The following is a 17126-nucleotide window of genomic DNA, read 5'->3' as shown; positions in this document are numbered from 1 at the left end:
AAAAAAGCCTAATATTTTATCAAAATCCTAATTATAACACAATCAAAATACATTATTCCATAAAATCTTCCCTCATTGGACTAAAAACATCTATTAATGTACCTGCTTTTGTACATACTGCTCCATGTAAAACATGAGGTGGAATGTATACAGAATCTCCTCCTTTAACGGTTTTAGTTACATCTCCTATAGAAAAATCAAATTCTCCACTCTCTACATAAGTAACTTGTGAATGATGATGCTCGTGCTTGTATCCAATTCCTCCTTCATCAAACTCAACAACTACTAACATAATTTTATCATCATACCCCATAATTTTTCTTTTTACTCCTTCTCCAACTACTTCCCATTCTAAATCATCAGCCATTAAAAATTCTTTACTTGCTCCAAAAGTTTTCATTTATATCTATTTTAAAAGTTTATAATAATATGCACCTTTCCAAGAATATTTTTTATCATTTATTCTTATTGAATGCTTTTTGTTTTCTCTATTATTTTTGTTTGATAGTATTAGTATTTTCTCTTTTCCATTTTTAAAATGAATCTTAAAAGATGAATAATCACTATTATCAACTAATACTTCAATCTTCAAAAGTTTACTGTAAGCATTTTTAGCTTTTTCTGTTACTGGATTGTATGTTCCGTGCGATTCTATAATACTCATGAAAAGAGCATTGTTTTCATTCTCTTTTCTAAAAATTATGGTAGGATCCTTTCTCAAATTAAATTGAGGATCATTAGCTCCTATTCTTGCCAGAATAATTTCATCATCTTTATTGGTAACTGAAGTTATCGTGTAAAATTTTTTATTATTTAACCATGTAAACTGAGTACTTGAATCATGAGAATTACCAGTAGCCTCTTTCCAAAGATGTTGGTAACCATAACGTTTACCTAAAGTAGATTGGCTCTTATAAACATTTGTTCTAAAACTTGAATGAATAATTTGACCTAGATAGTAATATGGTAAATCGTAGGTATGGTTTTGCGTTGAAGTAACTTTTACAACATCAATTATAAAAGGCTTTATCAATTCTTTTTCTTTCACCATCATCATAGTTCTATGCAACTCTGTATTTGAATATGCATTTTGTTCTTTGGCGCTAACAATCTGAAAATTTGGATTAGAATCATCAAATAAATATTTGTCTGAATGATGTTTACTCCCTATTTCATAATTATTCTTAAAATGAGAAGCCTCATCTTGAACAACAGTATTATGTGCTATTGTTTGCTTTGCAAAGGTGCTGTTCTCTTTTAAATAACCTCCTCCATTTTTTTGCTCAACATTTACAAATCGAGAAAAACCATAATCTTGTATTACTTCATTTCCGTTTTCGTACAATGAAAATGATAACTTATCATAATGACCATGACTCAGACCTTGGGCTGTATATTTAAAAACTAGTGCTAAAGTCTTTTCATTCTTTTCATATCTCAAAATACCAATACCTCCTTCATTTCCTTTTGCTCCGTCTGACAGCTCTAAAGATTTTTTCACAAATGTTTTTTCTTTTTGTGCTTCTAAAGCTTTAGCAATACTTAATCCTGTAATATCTAACTGAACTTTATTTTGCTTTTTAGCTATTGATAATAATTCAGGATTTTTACCTCCAAAATAATAAGCTATATCGATAGCTGAGACCAATGAAGATGTGTAATAAGACATTCCTTTTTGAGCATCATTTAAAGGAAAAAAAACTCCATTCTTGTCCGTTAAATTTAATAATGCATTAACTGCTTTTATTAAAACGCCGTTCTTGTATTCAAAAATCTTTAATTCAGGCTTTTTATTTTGAAGAGCTTCTGCAAATATTAAGAAAGGATACATAGCGTAACGTTGATAATACGGACCTTCGGTATAATAACCATCAGGAGAAAAAGGAGCTTCTAAATTTGCTAAAAAACCAGCTTTTCCGTCCTTATCATATATAAAACCACCATCATTATCCTTTGCTTTTAAGTTTTCTGAACGTTGATCTAAACCATATAATGCTCTTTTCACCAATTCTTCATCATTCATTACCAACCCAATCATACCTACGGCAACATTGCCCCAAGTAGAATGATTGTGTATTCTATTAAAAAATTGTGGTGTTTCTATGGACAGAAAATCTGCGTAAGGTTTAAATAATGCTTTATTTAAGTATACTGTTTCTTCTTTTGACAACCAATCATATATACAATCATATGCTTGACTTGTGTACACTAACCAATTAGCATCATTTAAACACTGCCAAAAAAACATACCTTTTGCATAACTTTTAGATAGCAGATGTCTTTTTAAAGTTGGATACAATTTAGCATATTGTAACAACATATCTCGTATGTAAATAGCATACTTTTCGTCAGCCAACAACTGGAATAAAACACCAGCTTTTTGCATGGTTGCATAATTTATTTTATGCTGTGTATGCGTATATCCTCCAGCCAAATCTTTAGGTACAGGAACTTTAATTCCTTTTTCTATTTCTATAGACACTTCTTTCTTTATTTTTTCTAAGGTCTTATCAAAAACTGGAACGTTTCCTAATTGACTTTTTATTTCTAAAACACTTTTTTTTGTTAAAATTAAATTTGGATGGCTTTGTAAAAGTTCTCTTTTTTGCTGAAAACTAGCGTTTATAGTAGCATTAGTTAATAAAAATAACAACAAAGCAAACTTTAATAGTAGATTAAGTTTCATCTTAATTTGTATTTAGGAATTGGTAACCTAGTTCGTCTATGATTTAAGGTAAACTTCCCTCTCCAAGAGTTCCCGATTTAAACCATACTTCGGCATAACTACCATTAGCATATTGTTTTTCTAAATCTCCATTATAAATATTTGCTCCAGTACTCCAAACTAAATTAGTTTCAGGATTTTTACCATTTGTTTGATTATACGCCCCTTGTTTAAAGTATTGCAATTCGTTTTTGTAGGCATTTGGTTGCTCTACTCCATCTCTATCAATAACAGCGTATTGCTTCTTAACTTTCTCTGGTATGTCTGATTTTTCTTTAAAATCAGAATCAATTAAACTTTTTGTAAATGTTTTTGTTTCATGATTTTTACTTTTAAAAGTCAAATACATAATACCTTTATGCACATTTACTTCATAATAAAACTCTTCATCTAATGCTATTCCTTCTGATGGTTCTTGAGGGTAAACATCTGACTTTTCACCAACAACTGACATGTCATATCCCCAAACTGCTGTAGAATGGTCCCATCTTTCAGAATTACTTCCTTTAGTATTGATTTCATAATTCCAATACACCGAACCTTTTTTGTGTCCTGGAAACTTTTTGTAGAAAATTTTTAAAGGTTCATTTTTATGACCTTCTCCACTATGAATTTGTCCTACAACTACAGAAAAAGAAGCTCCTACTCTTGCATCTCCAGATGTAGAAACGTGTTTTACTTTTAATGTTCCTGTTAATTTACCTCCGGTTTCTGGAGTCCACTCTTTATTTTGATGCAATTCAGTACGGGTATTCTTAGAATTTTTAGATGTAATACCGGAATTTGGAGTTTTAAATACGACCCAATTTTCTCCATCTTCTTTTGTAATAAAAAAGTATTTATTATTTTCAAAATTCTCTAAATCTTTAACAGTCTTTCCATTTCCTAATAATATTTTCATCTCACTTAAATGAGATAAAATAGCGCTTGGATATTGTTTTGGAATGACTGTTTTAGTTTTATTGTTTTGTGTTTCTTGTTCTTTTTTACAACCATTAACAATGATTGCTAATAATAGTAAAATATAAATTGGTTTGTTCATTTAGTTGTTGCTTGATTAATACATTAATTCTAATTTTAAATTCTGTACTACTTTAATTTCTCCAGAATTTTCAATGACATTGTTCAATGGTTTTTGCCCTTTTTCTCCCCAAAGAATTGCGATTATTTTTACCGTATTGTTTTTAAATGTATTATCCTTTAATTCTAAATTGACAATTCCTCTATTTTTTATTAAAATTTTATTTTCAGATGTTTTTCCTGAGTTTGTAACAGTGTTATTTTCGAAAACTAAATTTCCTCCAATTGTAGATTCATCATATCCTCCTCTGTGATAGTCTAAAATTGTTTCAGAAATATTTTCAAAAGTAGAATTTCGAATGGTTACAAACTCTGAATTATAATCTCCTTTATTATTGGTTTCTTTGTTTAAATTAAATCCACTAATATTATTTTTAAAAGTAGCATTGGCTACAAAAATTGTATCTGCAAAAGATCCTTTAGATACCTCTAACACACTTTTAAAATTTGAAATCTCAGAATTCTTAATAAATAAATCATATGCTTTAGACATATTTTTATCTAATGTCATGAATGCATTTTGAGTTTTAGTTCCTTCAATAATTACATTTTCTAACCTTAGCTTTACCTTTGGTAACAATCTAAAAGCCGTTTTTTCTGATGTAAAATGAATTGTAGACTTTTGATTATTATCAGTAGATTTTAAGGATATCTCTTTGTCAATAATTAAAGAAGCGCTTATCTCATATTTCAATGATTTTAAACTAATTGTATCACCTGAATTCGCATTTTTAATAGCTAAAACTAATTCATCTGAAGAAGCTACAATATGATTTTTATGTACAACTGTATCTTTATTTTTTGAAAACCATGAAGTTCCGTAAGTATCTCTTTTAATTAAAACAGTATTTTCTGCTATAGGATTAACAATAGCTCCTACACTATTGTTTACACTTCTACTCGTACCTAATAAATCCGTTTTTATATTATTAAAATCGAAACCTTCGTAAACCTTTACATCATTTTCTCTAGGCACAAAAAAGTTTTCTGATACCTTCTTTAATGAAAAATCGTATTTTGAGATTCCAGGGGACGTTACTTTACTTTTGTTTTCGTAATTGGTAATATTGTTTTGAAATGATATTCCATCGACTTTATCGTAATTATGAATAAGATATTCAGATTTTCTTGAATTGTAAATAGAATTATTAGCAAAAATTGTTCTAATTGGTCTAGCTGATCTAATTTCTGATTTAGGCAACACATCACTTTGACTTACATTAGAGCCAACACTAAAAAACCAAGGTTTTGGACAATCAACCCAAGAATTATAAGCAACTACAACATCTGTCACCTGATTATACCTGTTTAATGGAGACTTTGGAATTCCATTCATCACAGCAATCGGAGCTCTAAATTCGCTGCCTTTCAACTTATAAAAATAATTATTGGTAATCCAATGACCTGTATTAATTACACGAATACCACCTATAAACCTTGAATTATCATTACCTATAAAAACATTTCCATCAATGTTAGCGTAATTTCCATGTCTTAACACCAAAGATCCTTCGCTTTCAAAAAACACATTATTTTTAAATCTATTGAAATTAGATTTACTCGAGATAATCTCTACTTCTCCATTACAACGCTCAAAAAAATTGTTTTCAACATTTGTATAAGACGGTACCATAGAGGTACCACTATCACCTATTTGCATAGTTTCGCCATGTGGTCCTCCTTTTCTTGGTCGTGGTCCAAAATGATTATTAATTATTTGATGGTGATTATTAATGTGCTGATTTCCTTTTAAAACAACCATTACGGTTGGACCAAAATTTGACTTCCCAGCAATATAGCTATTACTCAACTCATTATTTTGCCCCCAAAACTCAACCCAATGATCAGTTTTATCTCTGTCTAATTGTGTAAATTCATCAATAACACAATTAGTTACCTTACAATTAAAAGCAACTTTATCATTATTAACTTTAAACCTAATAACATATTTAGTTGGTGTATACCCATTTCTAAAATACAAATCTCTTACTACTAAATAATTTCCTCCAATCGTCAAATTAGATTTTCCTTCTATAAAAACCTTACCTGGGGTTTCTGCTTTTAATACTATTGGTTTAAACTTTTTTCCATTAGCATAAAACTTTATTTCTGCATTAGCATAAGTTCCATTTTTTAAAACAATATAATCTCCTGGTTTTGAATTTTCAATTGCTTTATTTAACTCTGATACATTGGAAACTAAAATAGAATTCGTATATTTTTCACATGAAAAAAGAAAACATACAATAATTAGTAATAGAAGTTTTGATTTCATAAATACATTTTAACTGGTAAACCAATCTGGTTCACCAAAAATAATGCTTTTTTATTAAAATTTACTTCATTCTCTAATTAATTCACAACCATAAACATAAACCACTAATAATCAACATATATAAATAAAAAAACCACCCATAATAGGTAGTTTTATATAAATAGTATTAAAATTATCAAGCTTACTGATTTCCTAAAATAATAGGCATTCCGTCTTTTCCTGCACCTATTAAAACAACTTTACTATTAGGTGATTGCGCTAATTTTAACGTTGCCTCAATACCTTTATCTTGTAAAATTTTATCTGTTAAAGAAGCACTCAAAATTTTATTTGCATCTGCCTTACCTTGCGCTTCAATAATTTGTTTTTCAGCTTCTTTTTGAGCTGTTACCAATCTAAACTCGTATTCTAAAGACTCTTGCTCTTGCTTTAACTTTCGCTCAATAGCTTCTTTAATAGTTGATGGTAAAGTAACATCTCTTACTAAAACTTCATTTAACTGTACGTGTTGTTTTTCTAAGATTTTCTTTGTTTCTGTGAAAATTTCATCTTGTATTGCATCTCTTTTACTAGAATATAATTGTTCTGGTGTATATCTTCCCACAACACTTCTGGCTGCAGATCTAATTGCTGGCTGAATCACACGTTGTAAATAATTTTCACCTAATGTTTTATGCAATTTTCCTAAATCTTGATAAACTGGCTGATACCAAGCTGATGCATCAATTTGAATTTCTAATCCATTAGACGATAGTACTTTCATTTTTTCAAAAAGTTCTTGTTGTCTTACTTCATATACGTGCATTTCATTCCAAGGTGCCACTAAATGAAAACCTTCTCCATAAGTTTCACCAATAACTACTCCTCCTCCAAAGGTTTTGTATAAAACTCCTGCTTGACCTGATTTTATAGTCACGGTTGATTTTGCAAAAAGAATAAATATGAATATTAGCAACGGAATTACTAATACTCCTCTTTTTGGAAAGCTAAATTCTGGTTGTTGTCTTGACATTTTATTTAAATTGAATTGATTATAATTTATACAAATAGATATTATTCTTCTTTCTTTAATCTATCTTTTACGTATTCTATTTCTGTTTTACCATGTGGTATCGGATTTCCTTCATCATCTAAACTTACCATTACAATTTTATCAATCGTAATTATATCTTTTCTAGTCAATTTATTACGCACTTTACAACTTAAAGTTATAGAAGTTCTTCCAAACTTTTTTACTTCAATTCCTATTTCAATAATATCTCCTTTTCTTGCTGAGCTTACAAAATCTATTTCAGACATAAATTTTGTAACAGTTTTAGGTATTTCTAACTGAATAATAGCATATAAAGCTACTTCTTCATCTATCCATTGCAATAATCGCCCTCCAAAAAGAGATCCATTCGGATTTAAATCTTCTGGTTTTACCCACTTTCGGGTATGAAATCTCATCATTGTTCTATACTTTTTGATTCAAAATTTATTAATTCTTCATTTTCAAAATATGTAGTAATTTCTATAGGATTACAACATATTTCGCAATCTTCTATATAAGTCTCAGAGATACTTCTGTCTAATAACATCGATATCTGCTCCCAACAATATGGGCATTGAAAAAAATGTTCAAACATTATATTTTTCCGTAGTATTTTCTAACAAACCATTCAATAGTTAACAAAGTAACTATAATAAACAAAATCCATTTCCAATGAATTAAACTTTCTTCTTTTACTATTGATCTTTGAATCGAATAATAATTTTTGTCAGCAATCAACTCTTTTAATAAATCGTTTTGTTGATCTTTATAAAACAGTTTCCCTTTTGTTTTATCAGCTAAAGCAAGTAGCTTCTTTTTATTAGCGTTTGTAAACTGTTCTTCTATTTGAAAATCTGCTACTTTAAATACACCCGATTTAGATATCTTTTGATTCGCTACTTTAACACTGTAAGAATAATCTCCAGAATTTAAACCGCTTATTTTTAATTGATATGAATTATTCACCAACGAAAAAGGATACACTTTCGTTTCTTTAGTATCATTATTCACCAACGTTAGTTGTAAAGAAGCTCTATCATTAAACTTATAATTTTTATCAAGATACAAAGCAGAAACTACAATTGTTTCATTAGCTAAATATAAATTAGATAGTTTTACATCTAATCTTTTTCTTTTTTTATTTGAAGCTAAAAACTGAACTATATTATTAATAAACTCATCAAATACCTCAAAAGAACTTTCTTTTAAATAACTAGAAGACCTCCATTTCCAAATACCTTCTCCAAGTAAAATTCCGTATTTATCCTCTCCTTTTTCAAAAGTAGTTAATAACGGTGCCTGAGTTGTAATTCCTTTTAACCTTTGAAATAATAATGATTGATTCTCTTTTACATTTACAGCTCCAAATTTATCCGTTAAAGGAGGAAAACCACCAAAACCAATATCCTCCTGAATATAAGTTAAATAATTTGAATTATAAGAAGCGTTATAGTCTTCAGATTGATGTATAAATGATTTGTGAATACCTAAATCTAAAGAATTGATAAAATTCCAATCTGTTTTGGAACCAGTCACAATTAAATAATTAGAATTAAATGACTCTAAATATTTTTTGAAATAAATGTTTGGTTGATAAAAAACCACAAATTGATAGTCTTTTATATTTCCTTTAAAAGAATTTACCTGAGCAATCTCAACTTTACGTTGTTTGTTCGTTTCTATTGATTTTTTAAAAACTCCAACATCTGGATGCATAATAGAAGTCAACACCAATACTTTGGTTTGTTCATCAATAACTTCTACAGAAAAACTCTTAGAATTATTTTTTGTATTTTTTTCTTGAGATAGTTTTTCTATACCAACACTGTAATAATGTGTCCCCTCTTTATCCGAAGTAAACTCAGCTGTTACAACTTGAGAAGAGTTAGTTGGCGAAAGAGTCAACTTTTTCGTAAAAATTCTTTTCCCTGATTTATATATTGAAAAAGTAGGATTTATCACTTTTTTACCTTCATAGTTTACAAATACTTCTACAGGAAACTTATTGTTTAAATAACTGTACTTATTTACATTTAGTTGCGATATTTTTAAATCTTCATAAACAGTGGTATCACCAATAACCAAGGGATATATGCTTTTTTTTGAATTTACATATTCGTAATCATTTCCAATGGTCTGATTTCCATCAGAAATCAAAACAATTCCACCTAAATCATCTTTTTGTAAACTATTTACATTCGTAATTGCTTTGGCAATATTGGTTTTACTATTAGTGAAACTTAAACTATCTAAAGGAGATATTTTGTCATTAAAAGTAAATAAGTTCAGATCAAACTTCTCTTTTAACTCTTTTGATTCTTGAAATTTTTCAAGAATACTTTTAACTGTTTCTTCTTCTTTAAAAAAACTAGTTGATAAAGAATTATCTACTAATACTGAAAGTTTTGGCTTTTCATTTTGGATTTCTGTTATTTTTAATTTGGGATTAATTAGTAATAACAACAATAAAAAAATAGCAAAAGTTCTTAAAACAAATAAAAATATGTGATGTTTTGGGGCTTTTTTAACTTTAAAGAAATACTGAAAAAAACTAATTGCAACGCTAATTAAAACGGCTATAATGATATATAATAGTGTAATTGTAGACAATGTTTTGCTTTTGAAATGTGAAGATATTAAAATTCCTTCTAATTACTTTACTTCTTTTTTTAGAGAATATGATTTTAATCATATTTTAAGAAGAATTCCACCGCTAATTTTGTAGTAAAATATAACAATTATGATTACTATAAATAACACCGAAATTAGATCAAATACTTACAATAAAAAAGCTACAATAATTGATTTAATTAACAGAAAAATAGAAAAAGAGAAAGATAACAGCATCGGTATTACTATTGTATTAATAATGATAAATACTATGATAGCATCCGTAAGTGTTGCTTTATCTATCTATAACGATATTTCTTTTTTCCCATTAATATTTGGTTGTGTTGCTGCTATGGGAACCAACGCAGCAGCTTTTAGTCAAAGTCCATTTAAATACATTGCGTGGGCTTGTATTATAAGCGTTTTAGGCAATAGTTTTTTAGCTATTTACCAAGGTATTATGCTTTTTTACTAGGCCTGTTTTCAAAAATTTTAAAAAAGAGCATGGATGCTATATTTCGTGCTCTTTCTTTTGCTTGATGTGCTTTTTCTCCATAAAAAAGTTCATCAATCGTATGAAACCATAATTGCAACCAACGTCCAAAATGTTCTTGCGAAATAAGAGCATTGAAATTTTCATCTACTTTTTGATGCTTTTCAATTGGATTCCCTTTATACTTTCTGACAAAAAATAAATTAGTTTCCCAAAAATCAGTCAATTTTTCTAAATGATCATTCCATTCTTCTACTGGAATTGTTTTTGTAAAAATCTCTCCTAATAAATCATCTTTCTTTATTTTTTCATAAAAAGTATGAACTAATAAAAAAACTTCTTCCCTCCCAACTATCTCTTTTTTATCCATCATCAATAATTAAACAATGTAAAAATCTTAATTTTTAATGATGCAGCGAAAATTATTTACCTAAACATGCCTTTTTATCCTTAATACACTCATTTTTTTAAACAAAGAATTACTGAATACCAACCACTTTCAAAATCAATCGATAAACACAGAAAACCTTTGCTCTTTTTCTTTTAAAACTTATCTTTACGCCCTCAAATTTTATAGATGAGTTTTTTAGAAGAAATACAGAAAAGAAGAACGTTTGGTATTATTTCTCACCCAGATGCAGGAAAAACAACATTAACAGAAAAATTATTACTTTTTGGAGGGGCTATTCAAGAAGCTGGAGCTGTAAAAAGTAATAAAATAAAAAAAGGAGCAACATCCGATTTTATGGAGATAGAACGTCAGCGTGGTATTTCTGTTGCTACCTCTGTACTTGCTTTCAATTATAAAGACAAAAAAATAAATATTCTAGATACTCCTGGTCACAAAGATTTTGCTGAAGATACTTTTAGAACTTTAACGGCTGTTGACAGTGTTATTGTAGTTATTGATGTTGCCAAAGGGGTTGAGCCACAAACTGAAAAGTTAGTAGAAGTTTGTAGAATGCGTAAAATTCCTATTATTGTTTTTATCAACAAATTAGATCGTGAAGGTAAAGATGCTTTCGATTTATTAGATGAAGTTGAACAAAAATTAGGGCTTACTACTACTCCTCTATCTTTTCCTATTGGAATGGGATACGATTTTCAAGGAATCTATAATATTTGGGAAAAGAAAATCAATGTTTTTTCTGCTGATAATAAACAAACAGTTAGTGAAGGAGTTGAATTCACAGATATCAACGTACCAGAACTAGATGAAATGATTGGTAAAGATGCTGCTGAAACTCTTAGAGAAGAACTAGAAATGGTGGAAGGTGTATATCCTGAATTTGATCAGAAAGCTTACGAAAGTGGTGATTTACAACCTGTCTTTTTTGGTTCTGCCTTAAATAATTTTGGAGTAAAAGAATTATTAGATTGTTTTATTGACATAGCTCCAGATCCTCAACCTAAAATGTCTGATACTCGCTTAGTTGATTCTAAAGAAAATAAATTAACTGGATTTGTATTTAAAATCCATGCCAACATGGATCCTAAACACAGAGACCGTTTAGCGTTTGTTAAAATTGTATCAGGTACTTTTAAAAGAAACACACCTTATTTACATGTAAGAAATAATAAAAAAGTAAAGTTTTCTAGTCCAAATGCATTTTTTGCCGAGAAAAAAGAAATCGTTGAAGAATCTTTTGCTGGTGATATTGTTGGTTTACACGATACAGGAAATTTTAAAATTGGAGATACTTTAACTGAGGGGGAAAAAATGAATTTTAAAGGAATTCCTAGTTTTTCTCCTGAACATTTCCGATATGTAAATAATGCGGATCCATTAAAAGCAAAACAACTATATAAAGGGTTAGATCAATTAATGGACGAAGGTGTTGCTCAGTTATTCACCTTAGATATGAATGGTAGAAGAATTATTGGTACTGTTGGTGCATTACAGTACGAAGTTATTCAATATCGTTTAGAACATGAATACGGAGCAAAATGTACTTATGAAAACATTTCTGTTCACAAAGCTTGTTGGGTACAACCAGAAGATGAAAAAAATGAAGAATTTAAAGAATTCAAACGTGTAAAACAGCGTTATTTAGCAAAAGACAAACAAGGTCAATTGGTTTTCTTAGCCGATTCTCCTTTCACTATACAAATGACACAAAGCAAATATCCATCTGTTAAGTTACATTTCACTAGTGAATTTGAGTAATAACTAAGTAAATTATATTTTTTTGACTATAATTTTTATGACACCAAATAAACGTTTATTAATAAGTTTAATAGCAATATTTACTAGTTCTTTATTATTGGGACAAAATACAGCCGACTTGGATGGTAAAGAATTAAACAATAAAATTCGAATGAATTTTATGTCAATTTCAATGCCTACTGATGATTTCCCTAATTTAAAACCTAATATGGGATTAATTGGACTTCATTATCAGATTCCTTTTAATGATTGGTTGTATGGTGGTGCTGGGTTTCATTATGCCATTACTGGTGATCAAGGCGGACTATTTACTCTTGGTGCTGAACTTGGAGTAAATACTAAAATTTATAAAAACCTTTTTTTTGATGCTAACTTTCACTTTGGAGGTGGCGGCGGATATAGAATTCTGATTAATGATGGTGCTTTTTACAATACTAACATTGGACTTCAATATAAAAAAAACGGATATTCTTTTGGTTTACAGTATAGCCATTTAGACTTTTTTACCGGAAGTATTAAAGATAATGCTGTTTCGTTATTTGTTGAAATTCCAACATCGTTAAGATATACAAACTATAAAAACTCTCTTCAGAAATTTGTGAATAACAATAATACTGAAGATTCATTCTGGAACAAACCATCGGTAAAAAACACACAACAAGTTAGGTTCGATTTCTTTTATCCAATAGGTGATTCAAAAAAAGACAATAGGTCAACTCTTGATGAAACGTTATATGTGTTAGGATTTGAATACCAAAAATATGTACAAGACAATCTTTTTCTTTTTGCTCACACAGATGCTATATACAAAGGTTTAAGAGCTGGGTTTATGGATTTATTTGTAGGTGCTGGTTATCACCCTTATCAATCAGAACATATTAACTTATTTACCAAATTAGCTATTGGAGCAGCGGGCGGACGCATAGCTCCTGAAGGCGGTTTAACCATTTACCCTTCTGCTGGCTTAGATTTTAAATTATCTGACAATTTAGCTATTAGTGGTCATGGAGGTTACTATCGTGCTTTAGATGGTGATTTTGAAGCGTATACTTTAGGTTTTGGTCTAAAATATATGAATTTGAGTGGAGGAACTAAAAACACTAATAAATCAACCAACTTTAAAGCACAAGGAATTAGTGTAGCTTTAGAAAATCAAACCTACTTTAAAGTTAATAAAACAGATGATCCTAATAATATTTTAGCTGCCGATTTACAATTATTAGCCATTCAGTTTAACTATGATGTTTTTAAAAACATTTATTTAATTGGTGAAGCTGGTTTTGCTTATGGCGGTAGATCTGGAGGTTATGCACACGGATTAGTAGGAGTTGGTTTTAAAACTAATAATTTTATAAACGACAAAATGAACGCTTTTATCAATCTTACAGGTGGTGCCGCTGGTGGTGCTGGTGTTGATACAGGTGAAGGTATTGTTATAAGACCAACTGTAGGTTTTAATTTTAACATTAATAATAATTTTACAATCACAACTTCTGGTGGGAAATTTTACGCTCCCTTCGGAAATGTAAACAGTACAAATATAAATGTAGGAATACGTTTTAATTTTGCTACGCTTACAAATATTTCAAAATAAAACAAAAGAATAAAACTCGTAAACATGAATAACGGAATTTACGCAAAATTTACTACTCCAAAAGGAGAAATTTTAGTAAACTTAGAATATGAAAAAACTCCTGGTACAGTAGGAAACTTTGTTGCCTTAGCTGAAGGAAACTTAGAAAACTCTGCTCGCCCTCAAGGAGAACCTTACTATAATGGATTAAAGTTTCACAGAGTTATTCCTGATTTTATGATTCAAGGAGGTTGTCCTCAAGGAACAGGAACAGGAAACCCTGGATATAAATTTGATGACGAAATTCATCCAGATTTAAAGCACGATGCTCCAGGTAAATTATCTATGGCAAATGCAGGTCCTGGTACTAATGGATCTCAATTTTTTATTACGCATGTTGCAACACCTTGGTTAGACGGAAAACACACTGTTTTTGGAAGTGTTATTGAAGGTCAAACTGTTGTTGATGCAGTTGGACAAGGAGATGATATGCAAGTAGAAATATTAAGAGTTGGTGATGTTGCTGAAAACTGGAATGCTGTAGAGGCTTTTAGAACTTTTGAAGGAGAACGTGAAAAAAGAGAAGCTGCTGAAAAGGCAAAGCAAAAAGCTTTATTAGATGAAGTAGCTGCTGGTTATGATGAAACTCCTAGTGGATTACGTTATAAAATTTTACAAAAAGGAGAAGGTAAAAAAGCTAATCAAGGAGATACAGTATCTGTACACTATAAAGGACAGTTATTAGACGGTACTGTATTCGACTCTTCATACAAACGTAAGCAACCTATCGATTTTGCTATCGGAGTTGGACAAGTTATTGCTGGTTGGGATGAAGGTATACAATTATTACAAGTAGGTGATAAAGCAAGATTAGTAATACCATCTAATTTAGGATATGGTGAAAGAGGTGCTGGTGGAGTTATTCCTGCAAACGCTACTCTTATTTTTGACGTTGAGTTAATGGATGTGAAGTAAAATTCGCAACAAATAAATTAATAAAAAATCATAATACAAATAAACTCTTGTTTACTTGTATTATGATTTTTCACTTACAACCCTAACATTAACTTATTGTTAATTAAGCTAAAAGTTAAATATATTTTTTTGATCTATTCTTTTTTCGATTTAACTTTACAATAAATCACTGTTAACATACATCTCTGATATATCATCGAAATTTGTATCGGAAATTAATGTAAGTTATCAATTTAATTCCCCCAAAAAATGAAAAAAAATATCATCTTCTTGATTATTTTGTTGATCTCAACAAACAGTTTTTTATCAGCTCAAAATAAAAAACACTGTGAAACTCCCAATGAAAACCAACTAAGCCTAAACTCAATTTCTAAATGTTCTATTGAACAAGAAGATTCAAATGAAGGTAAAGTAGTTCTCAATGTATTTTCTTCTCGTAAAGTTCGTAAAAGGATTGTACGAAAAAGAACTGAAGCTAATTCTATAGACAATACTAATAACCTACAAAAAGAGATAGAAAGCAATAGTGAAATTGATATACAAGAAAATATTGTTGCAAGAAAGGTAGTTGCAAAAGAAATATTATTCTCTGTAGTAGATAATGTACCTCTATTTCCTACTTGTAAAAATTCTTCAAAAGACAAATCTAAATGTTTCAACAATCAATTCTCCAAACATTTTGCTAAAAACTTTTCTCCAGAACAAGCATCAGAAGAAGGTGTTTCTGGAAGAGTATTTATTCAATTCACTATAGATATTCAAGGAAATGTAAATAACATTTCTATAAAATCTAGAAAAAAAGATGCTCAACTCGAAGCAGAAATTAATCGAGTAATTAAAAAATTACCAAAATTTACTCCAGGAAAACACCAAGGCTTAGCTGTTAACGTAAAGTATAGCTTACCAATTAATTTTAGCGTAGATTAATAATCTTTTCTTGACATAAGAAATAATTAACTGTTTTACAGAACCTTAAAAAAAGTTAACTTTTAAATAAAAAGATTAACTTTTTTTGTTTTATAACCTTTTTTTACATACATTTGTACCTAAATACTATAAATCCCTAAAAGTATGATTAAAAAAGTTTTCACAGTAGCCGCTGTGATGTTGTTTACTCAGGTGGCTATATCTCAATCAAAAGCATCAGAAACTTGTGATACTCCAGGAGGAGATCCAGCGTTAGACTTGAACAGTATTACTAAGTGTTCAGTTGAAAAAGATGCAGATTCAAAAACTAAAAAAGTTACTGTAGAAGTTACTTCTCGTAGAAGAGTTGTAAGAAAACGTAATGCAGTAACAGGAGTTGGTACTTCTAATACTTCTCACAAATTAGCAGCATTAAAGAAAAAAGCTTCTTTAGTTGGTAACTTAGATTTAAGTAGTGAAGAAGTTGTAGAAAAAGTTCCTTTCAATCTTGTGGAAGAAATTCCTTTATTTGAAGATTGTCAAAGCGTTTCTTTATACCAACAAGAAAGATGTTTTAAGCAAGAGATTGCTAAACACATTAAAAAGAACTTTAAATACCCATCACAAGCATATAAAGATGGTGTACAAGGTAGAGTATTAGTGCAGTTCGTAATCGATAAAGACGGTGCTGTTGCAGATTTAAATATTCGTGGACCTTATAAAGGAGATTTATTAGAGAAAGAAGCTGAAAGAATTGTAAGAAAATTACCTAAATTAAAGCCAGGTAAACACAATGGTAAAGCTGTAAAAGTAAAGTATGGTATTCCTATTTCTTTTAAGATTCCAGGTAGAGCTGCAACTAATGTAAAGAAAGCTATTACTATTGACGCAACAAATACTTTCAGATTTGATCAAGTTACAGCTATCCCAGCTTTCAAGGAATGTGGATCTAGTAACTCTGTAGATTGTTTCAACAAAGAATTAGGTAAGCACATCCAAAAGTATTTTGCTTATCCTGAAGAAGCTGTAGCTCAAGGTATAGAAGGTAAAGTAAATGCTTATTTTATCATCGATCAAAATGGTAACATTGCAAATATAAGAACAAGAAATCCTGCAGGTGCTGACGTATTAGGTGCTGCTACTGCTAGATTAATTGAAAAGTTACCTACTTTAAAGCCAGCAATGAAAGATGGAAAACCTGTTAACGTTAAGTACAGTTTCCCTATAAACTTTTCATTACACTAAGACATAACTAATTACTCACAATCATATTTTTAAGACCAGAAATT

The 17126-nt window shown here is 29.6% G+C and carries 15 protein-coding genes; 6 read left to right on the top strand and 9 right to left on the bottom strand.

Translation table 11 applies throughout. The features are described from left to right. Positions 1-52: 52 nt before the first annotated feature. From EYW44_RS16020 to EYW44_RS15985, 8 genes are all read right to left on the bottom strand, one after another. Complete coding sequence (locus tag EYW44_RS16020) at positions 53-400, bottom strand: cupin domain-containing protein (RefSeq protein WP_132724896.1); 348 nt, start codon at positions 398-400, stop codon at positions 53-55. A 6-nt stretch (positions 401-406) separates the two neighbouring features. Further along, positions 407-2686, bottom strand: coding sequence for a heparinase II/III domain-containing protein (locus tag EYW44_RS16015; RefSeq protein WP_132724894.1), 2280 nt, complete (start codon positions 2684-2686; stop codon positions 407-409). A gap of 43 nt (positions 2687-2729) precedes the next feature. Continuing rightward, positions 2730-3767 carry a polysaccharide lyase family 7 protein gene (locus EYW44_RS16010; RefSeq protein ID WP_132724892.1) on the bottom strand — a complete coding sequence of 346 codons (1038 nt, stop codon included), beginning with the start codon at positions 3765-3767 and terminating at the stop codon, positions 2730-2732. Between the two features lie 15 nt (positions 3768-3782). Beyond that, on the bottom strand, positions 3783-6080 hold the full coding sequence (locus EYW44_RS16005) for a chondroitinase-B domain-containing protein (protein WP_132724890.1): 2298 nt from the start codon (positions 6078-6080) through the stop codon (positions 3783-3785). A gap of 181 nt (positions 6081-6261) precedes the next feature. Next, positions 6262-7092 carry a prohibitin family protein gene (locus tag EYW44_RS16000; RefSeq protein ID WP_132724888.1) on the bottom strand — a complete coding sequence of 277 codons (831 nt, stop codon included), beginning with the start codon at positions 7090-7092 and terminating at the stop codon, positions 6262-6264. A 41-nt stretch (positions 7093-7133) separates the two neighbouring features. Then, complete coding sequence (locus EYW44_RS15995; RefSeq protein WP_132724969.1) at positions 7134-7529, bottom strand: acyl-CoA thioesterase; 396 nt, start codon at positions 7527-7529, stop codon at positions 7134-7136. Next, entirely contained in the window at positions 7529-7708 is a 180-nt protein-coding gene (locus tag EYW44_RS15990) for a CPXCG motif-containing cysteine-rich protein (RefSeq protein WP_132724886.1), read from the bottom strand. The genes EYW44_RS15995 and EYW44_RS15990 overlap by 1 nt, the downstream gene beginning before the upstream one ends. Further along, positions 7708-9723 (bottom strand): VWA domain-containing protein, encoded by a 2016-nt coding sequence (locus tag EYW44_RS15985; protein WP_243643680.1) that lies wholly within the window; start codon positions 9721-9723, stop codon positions 7708-7710. Before EYW44_RS15985 ends, EYW44_RS15990 begins: the two co-directional genes overlap by 1 nt. A gap of 130 nt (positions 9724-9853) precedes the next feature. Between EYW44_RS15985 and EYW44_RS15980 the strand changes: the two genes are divergently transcribed. Then, positions 9854-10198 (top strand): hypothetical protein, encoded by a 345-nt coding sequence (locus EYW44_RS15980; protein ID WP_132724884.1) that lies wholly within the window; start codon positions 9854-9856, stop codon positions 10196-10198. Here EYW44_RS15980 and EYW44_RS15975 read toward each other — a convergent pair. Continuing rightward, the gene (locus EYW44_RS15975) at positions 10182-10586 is read right to left on the bottom strand and encodes a group III truncated hemoglobin (RefSeq protein ID WP_132724882.1); all 405 of its coding nucleotides are present in this window, start codon (positions 10584-10586) and stop codon (positions 10182-10184) included. The genes EYW44_RS15980 and EYW44_RS15975 overlap by 17 nt on opposite strands. A 207-nt stretch (positions 10587-10793) precedes the next feature. Between EYW44_RS15975 and EYW44_RS15970 the strand changes: the two genes are divergently transcribed. The 5 genes from EYW44_RS15970 to EYW44_RS15950 all read left to right on the top strand — a co-directional run bounded on the left by EYW44_RS15970 (position 10794) and on the right by EYW44_RS15950 (position 17082). Next, positions 10794-12383 carry a peptide chain release factor 3 gene (locus tag EYW44_RS15970; protein ID WP_132724880.1) on the top strand — a complete coding sequence of 530 codons (1590 nt, stop codon included), beginning with the start codon at positions 10794-10796 and terminating at the stop codon, positions 12381-12383. Positions 12384-12420: 37 nt separating this feature from the next. After that, positions 12421-13977, top strand: a complete 1557-nt coding sequence (locus EYW44_RS15965) for a hypothetical protein (protein ID WP_132724878.1) — start codon at positions 12421-12423, stop codon at positions 13975-13977. A gap of 24 nt (positions 13978-14001) precedes the next feature. Further along, a complete protein-coding gene (locus EYW44_RS15960) occupies positions 14002-14931 on the top strand; it encodes a peptidylprolyl isomerase (RefSeq protein ID WP_132724876.1) in 930 nt (309 codons plus the stop codon). Between the two features lie 249 nt (positions 14932-15180). After that, positions 15181-15858: an energy transducer TonB gene (locus EYW44_RS15955; protein ID WP_132724874.1), complete on the top strand. Its 678-nt coding sequence runs from the start codon at positions 15181-15183 to the stop codon at positions 15856-15858. Between the two features lie 144 nt (positions 15859-16002). Continuing rightward, the gene (locus EYW44_RS15950) at positions 16003-17082 is read left to right on the top strand and encodes an energy transducer TonB (RefSeq protein WP_132724872.1); all 1080 of its coding nucleotides are present in this window, start codon (positions 16003-16005) and stop codon (positions 17080-17082) included. Positions 17083-17126: the final 44 nt, after the last annotated feature.

The organism is Tenacibaculum sp. M341 (genome assembly GCF_004337695.1).
Classification (GTDB): Bacteria; Bacteroidota; Bacteroidia; order Flavobacteriales; family Flavobacteriaceae; genus Polaribacter.
This window is presented reverse-complemented; position numbering and strand designations above follow the sequence as displayed.

What these genes read in the sequence shown, in the direction of transcription:
- EYW44_RS16020 (WP_132724896.1), bottom strand. Translation starts at nt 400, where the DNA reads ATGAAAACTTTTGGAGCAAGTAAAGAATTTTTAATGGCTGATGATTTA.
- EYW44_RS16015 (WP_132724894.1), bottom strand. Translation starts at nt 2,686, where the DNA reads ATGAAACTTAATCTACTATTAAAGTTTGCTTTGTTGTTATTTTTATTA.
- EYW44_RS16010 (WP_132724892.1), bottom strand. Translation starts at nt 3,767, where the DNA reads ATGAACAAACCAATTTATATTTTACTATTATTAGCAATCATTGTTAAT.
- EYW44_RS16005 (WP_132724890.1), bottom strand. Translation starts at nt 6,080, where the DNA reads ATGAAATCAAAACTTCTATTACTAATTATTGTATGTTTTCTTTTTTCA.
- EYW44_RS16000 (WP_132724888.1), bottom strand. Translation starts at nt 7,092, where the DNA reads ATGTCAAGACAACAACCAGAATTTAGCTTTCCAAAAAGAGGAGTATTA.
- EYW44_RS15995 (WP_132724969.1), bottom strand. Translation starts at nt 7,529, where the DNA reads ATGAGATTTCATACCCGAAAGTGGGTAAAACCAGAAGATTTAAATCCG.
- EYW44_RS15990 (WP_132724886.1), bottom strand. Translation starts at nt 7,708, where the DNA reads ATGTTTGAACATTTTTTTCAATGCCCATATTGTTGGGAGCAGATATCG.
- EYW44_RS15980 (WP_132724884.1), top strand. Translation starts at nt 9,854, where the DNA reads ATGATTACTATAAATAACACCGAAATTAGATCAAATACTTACAATAAA.
- EYW44_RS15975 (WP_132724882.1), bottom strand. Translation starts at nt 10,586, where the DNA reads ATGGATAAAAAAGAGATAGTTGGGAGGGAAGAAGTTTTTTTATTAGTT.
- EYW44_RS15970 (WP_132724880.1), top strand. Translation starts at nt 10,794, where the DNA reads ATGAGTTTTTTAGAAGAAATACAGAAAAGAAGAACGTTTGGTATTATT.
- EYW44_RS15965 (WP_132724878.1), top strand. Translation starts at nt 12,421, where the DNA reads ATGACACCAAATAAACGTTTATTAATAAGTTTAATAGCAATATTTACT.
- EYW44_RS15960 (WP_132724876.1), top strand. Translation starts at nt 14,002, where the DNA reads ATGAATAACGGAATTTACGCAAAATTTACTACTCCAAAAGGAGAAATT.
- EYW44_RS15955 (WP_132724874.1), top strand. Translation starts at nt 15,181, where the DNA reads ATGAAAAAAAATATCATCTTCTTGATTATTTTGTTGATCTCAACAAAC.
- EYW44_RS15950 (WP_132724872.1), top strand. Translation starts at nt 16,003, where the DNA reads ATGATTAAAAAAGTTTTCACAGTAGCCGCTGTGATGTTGTTTACTCAG.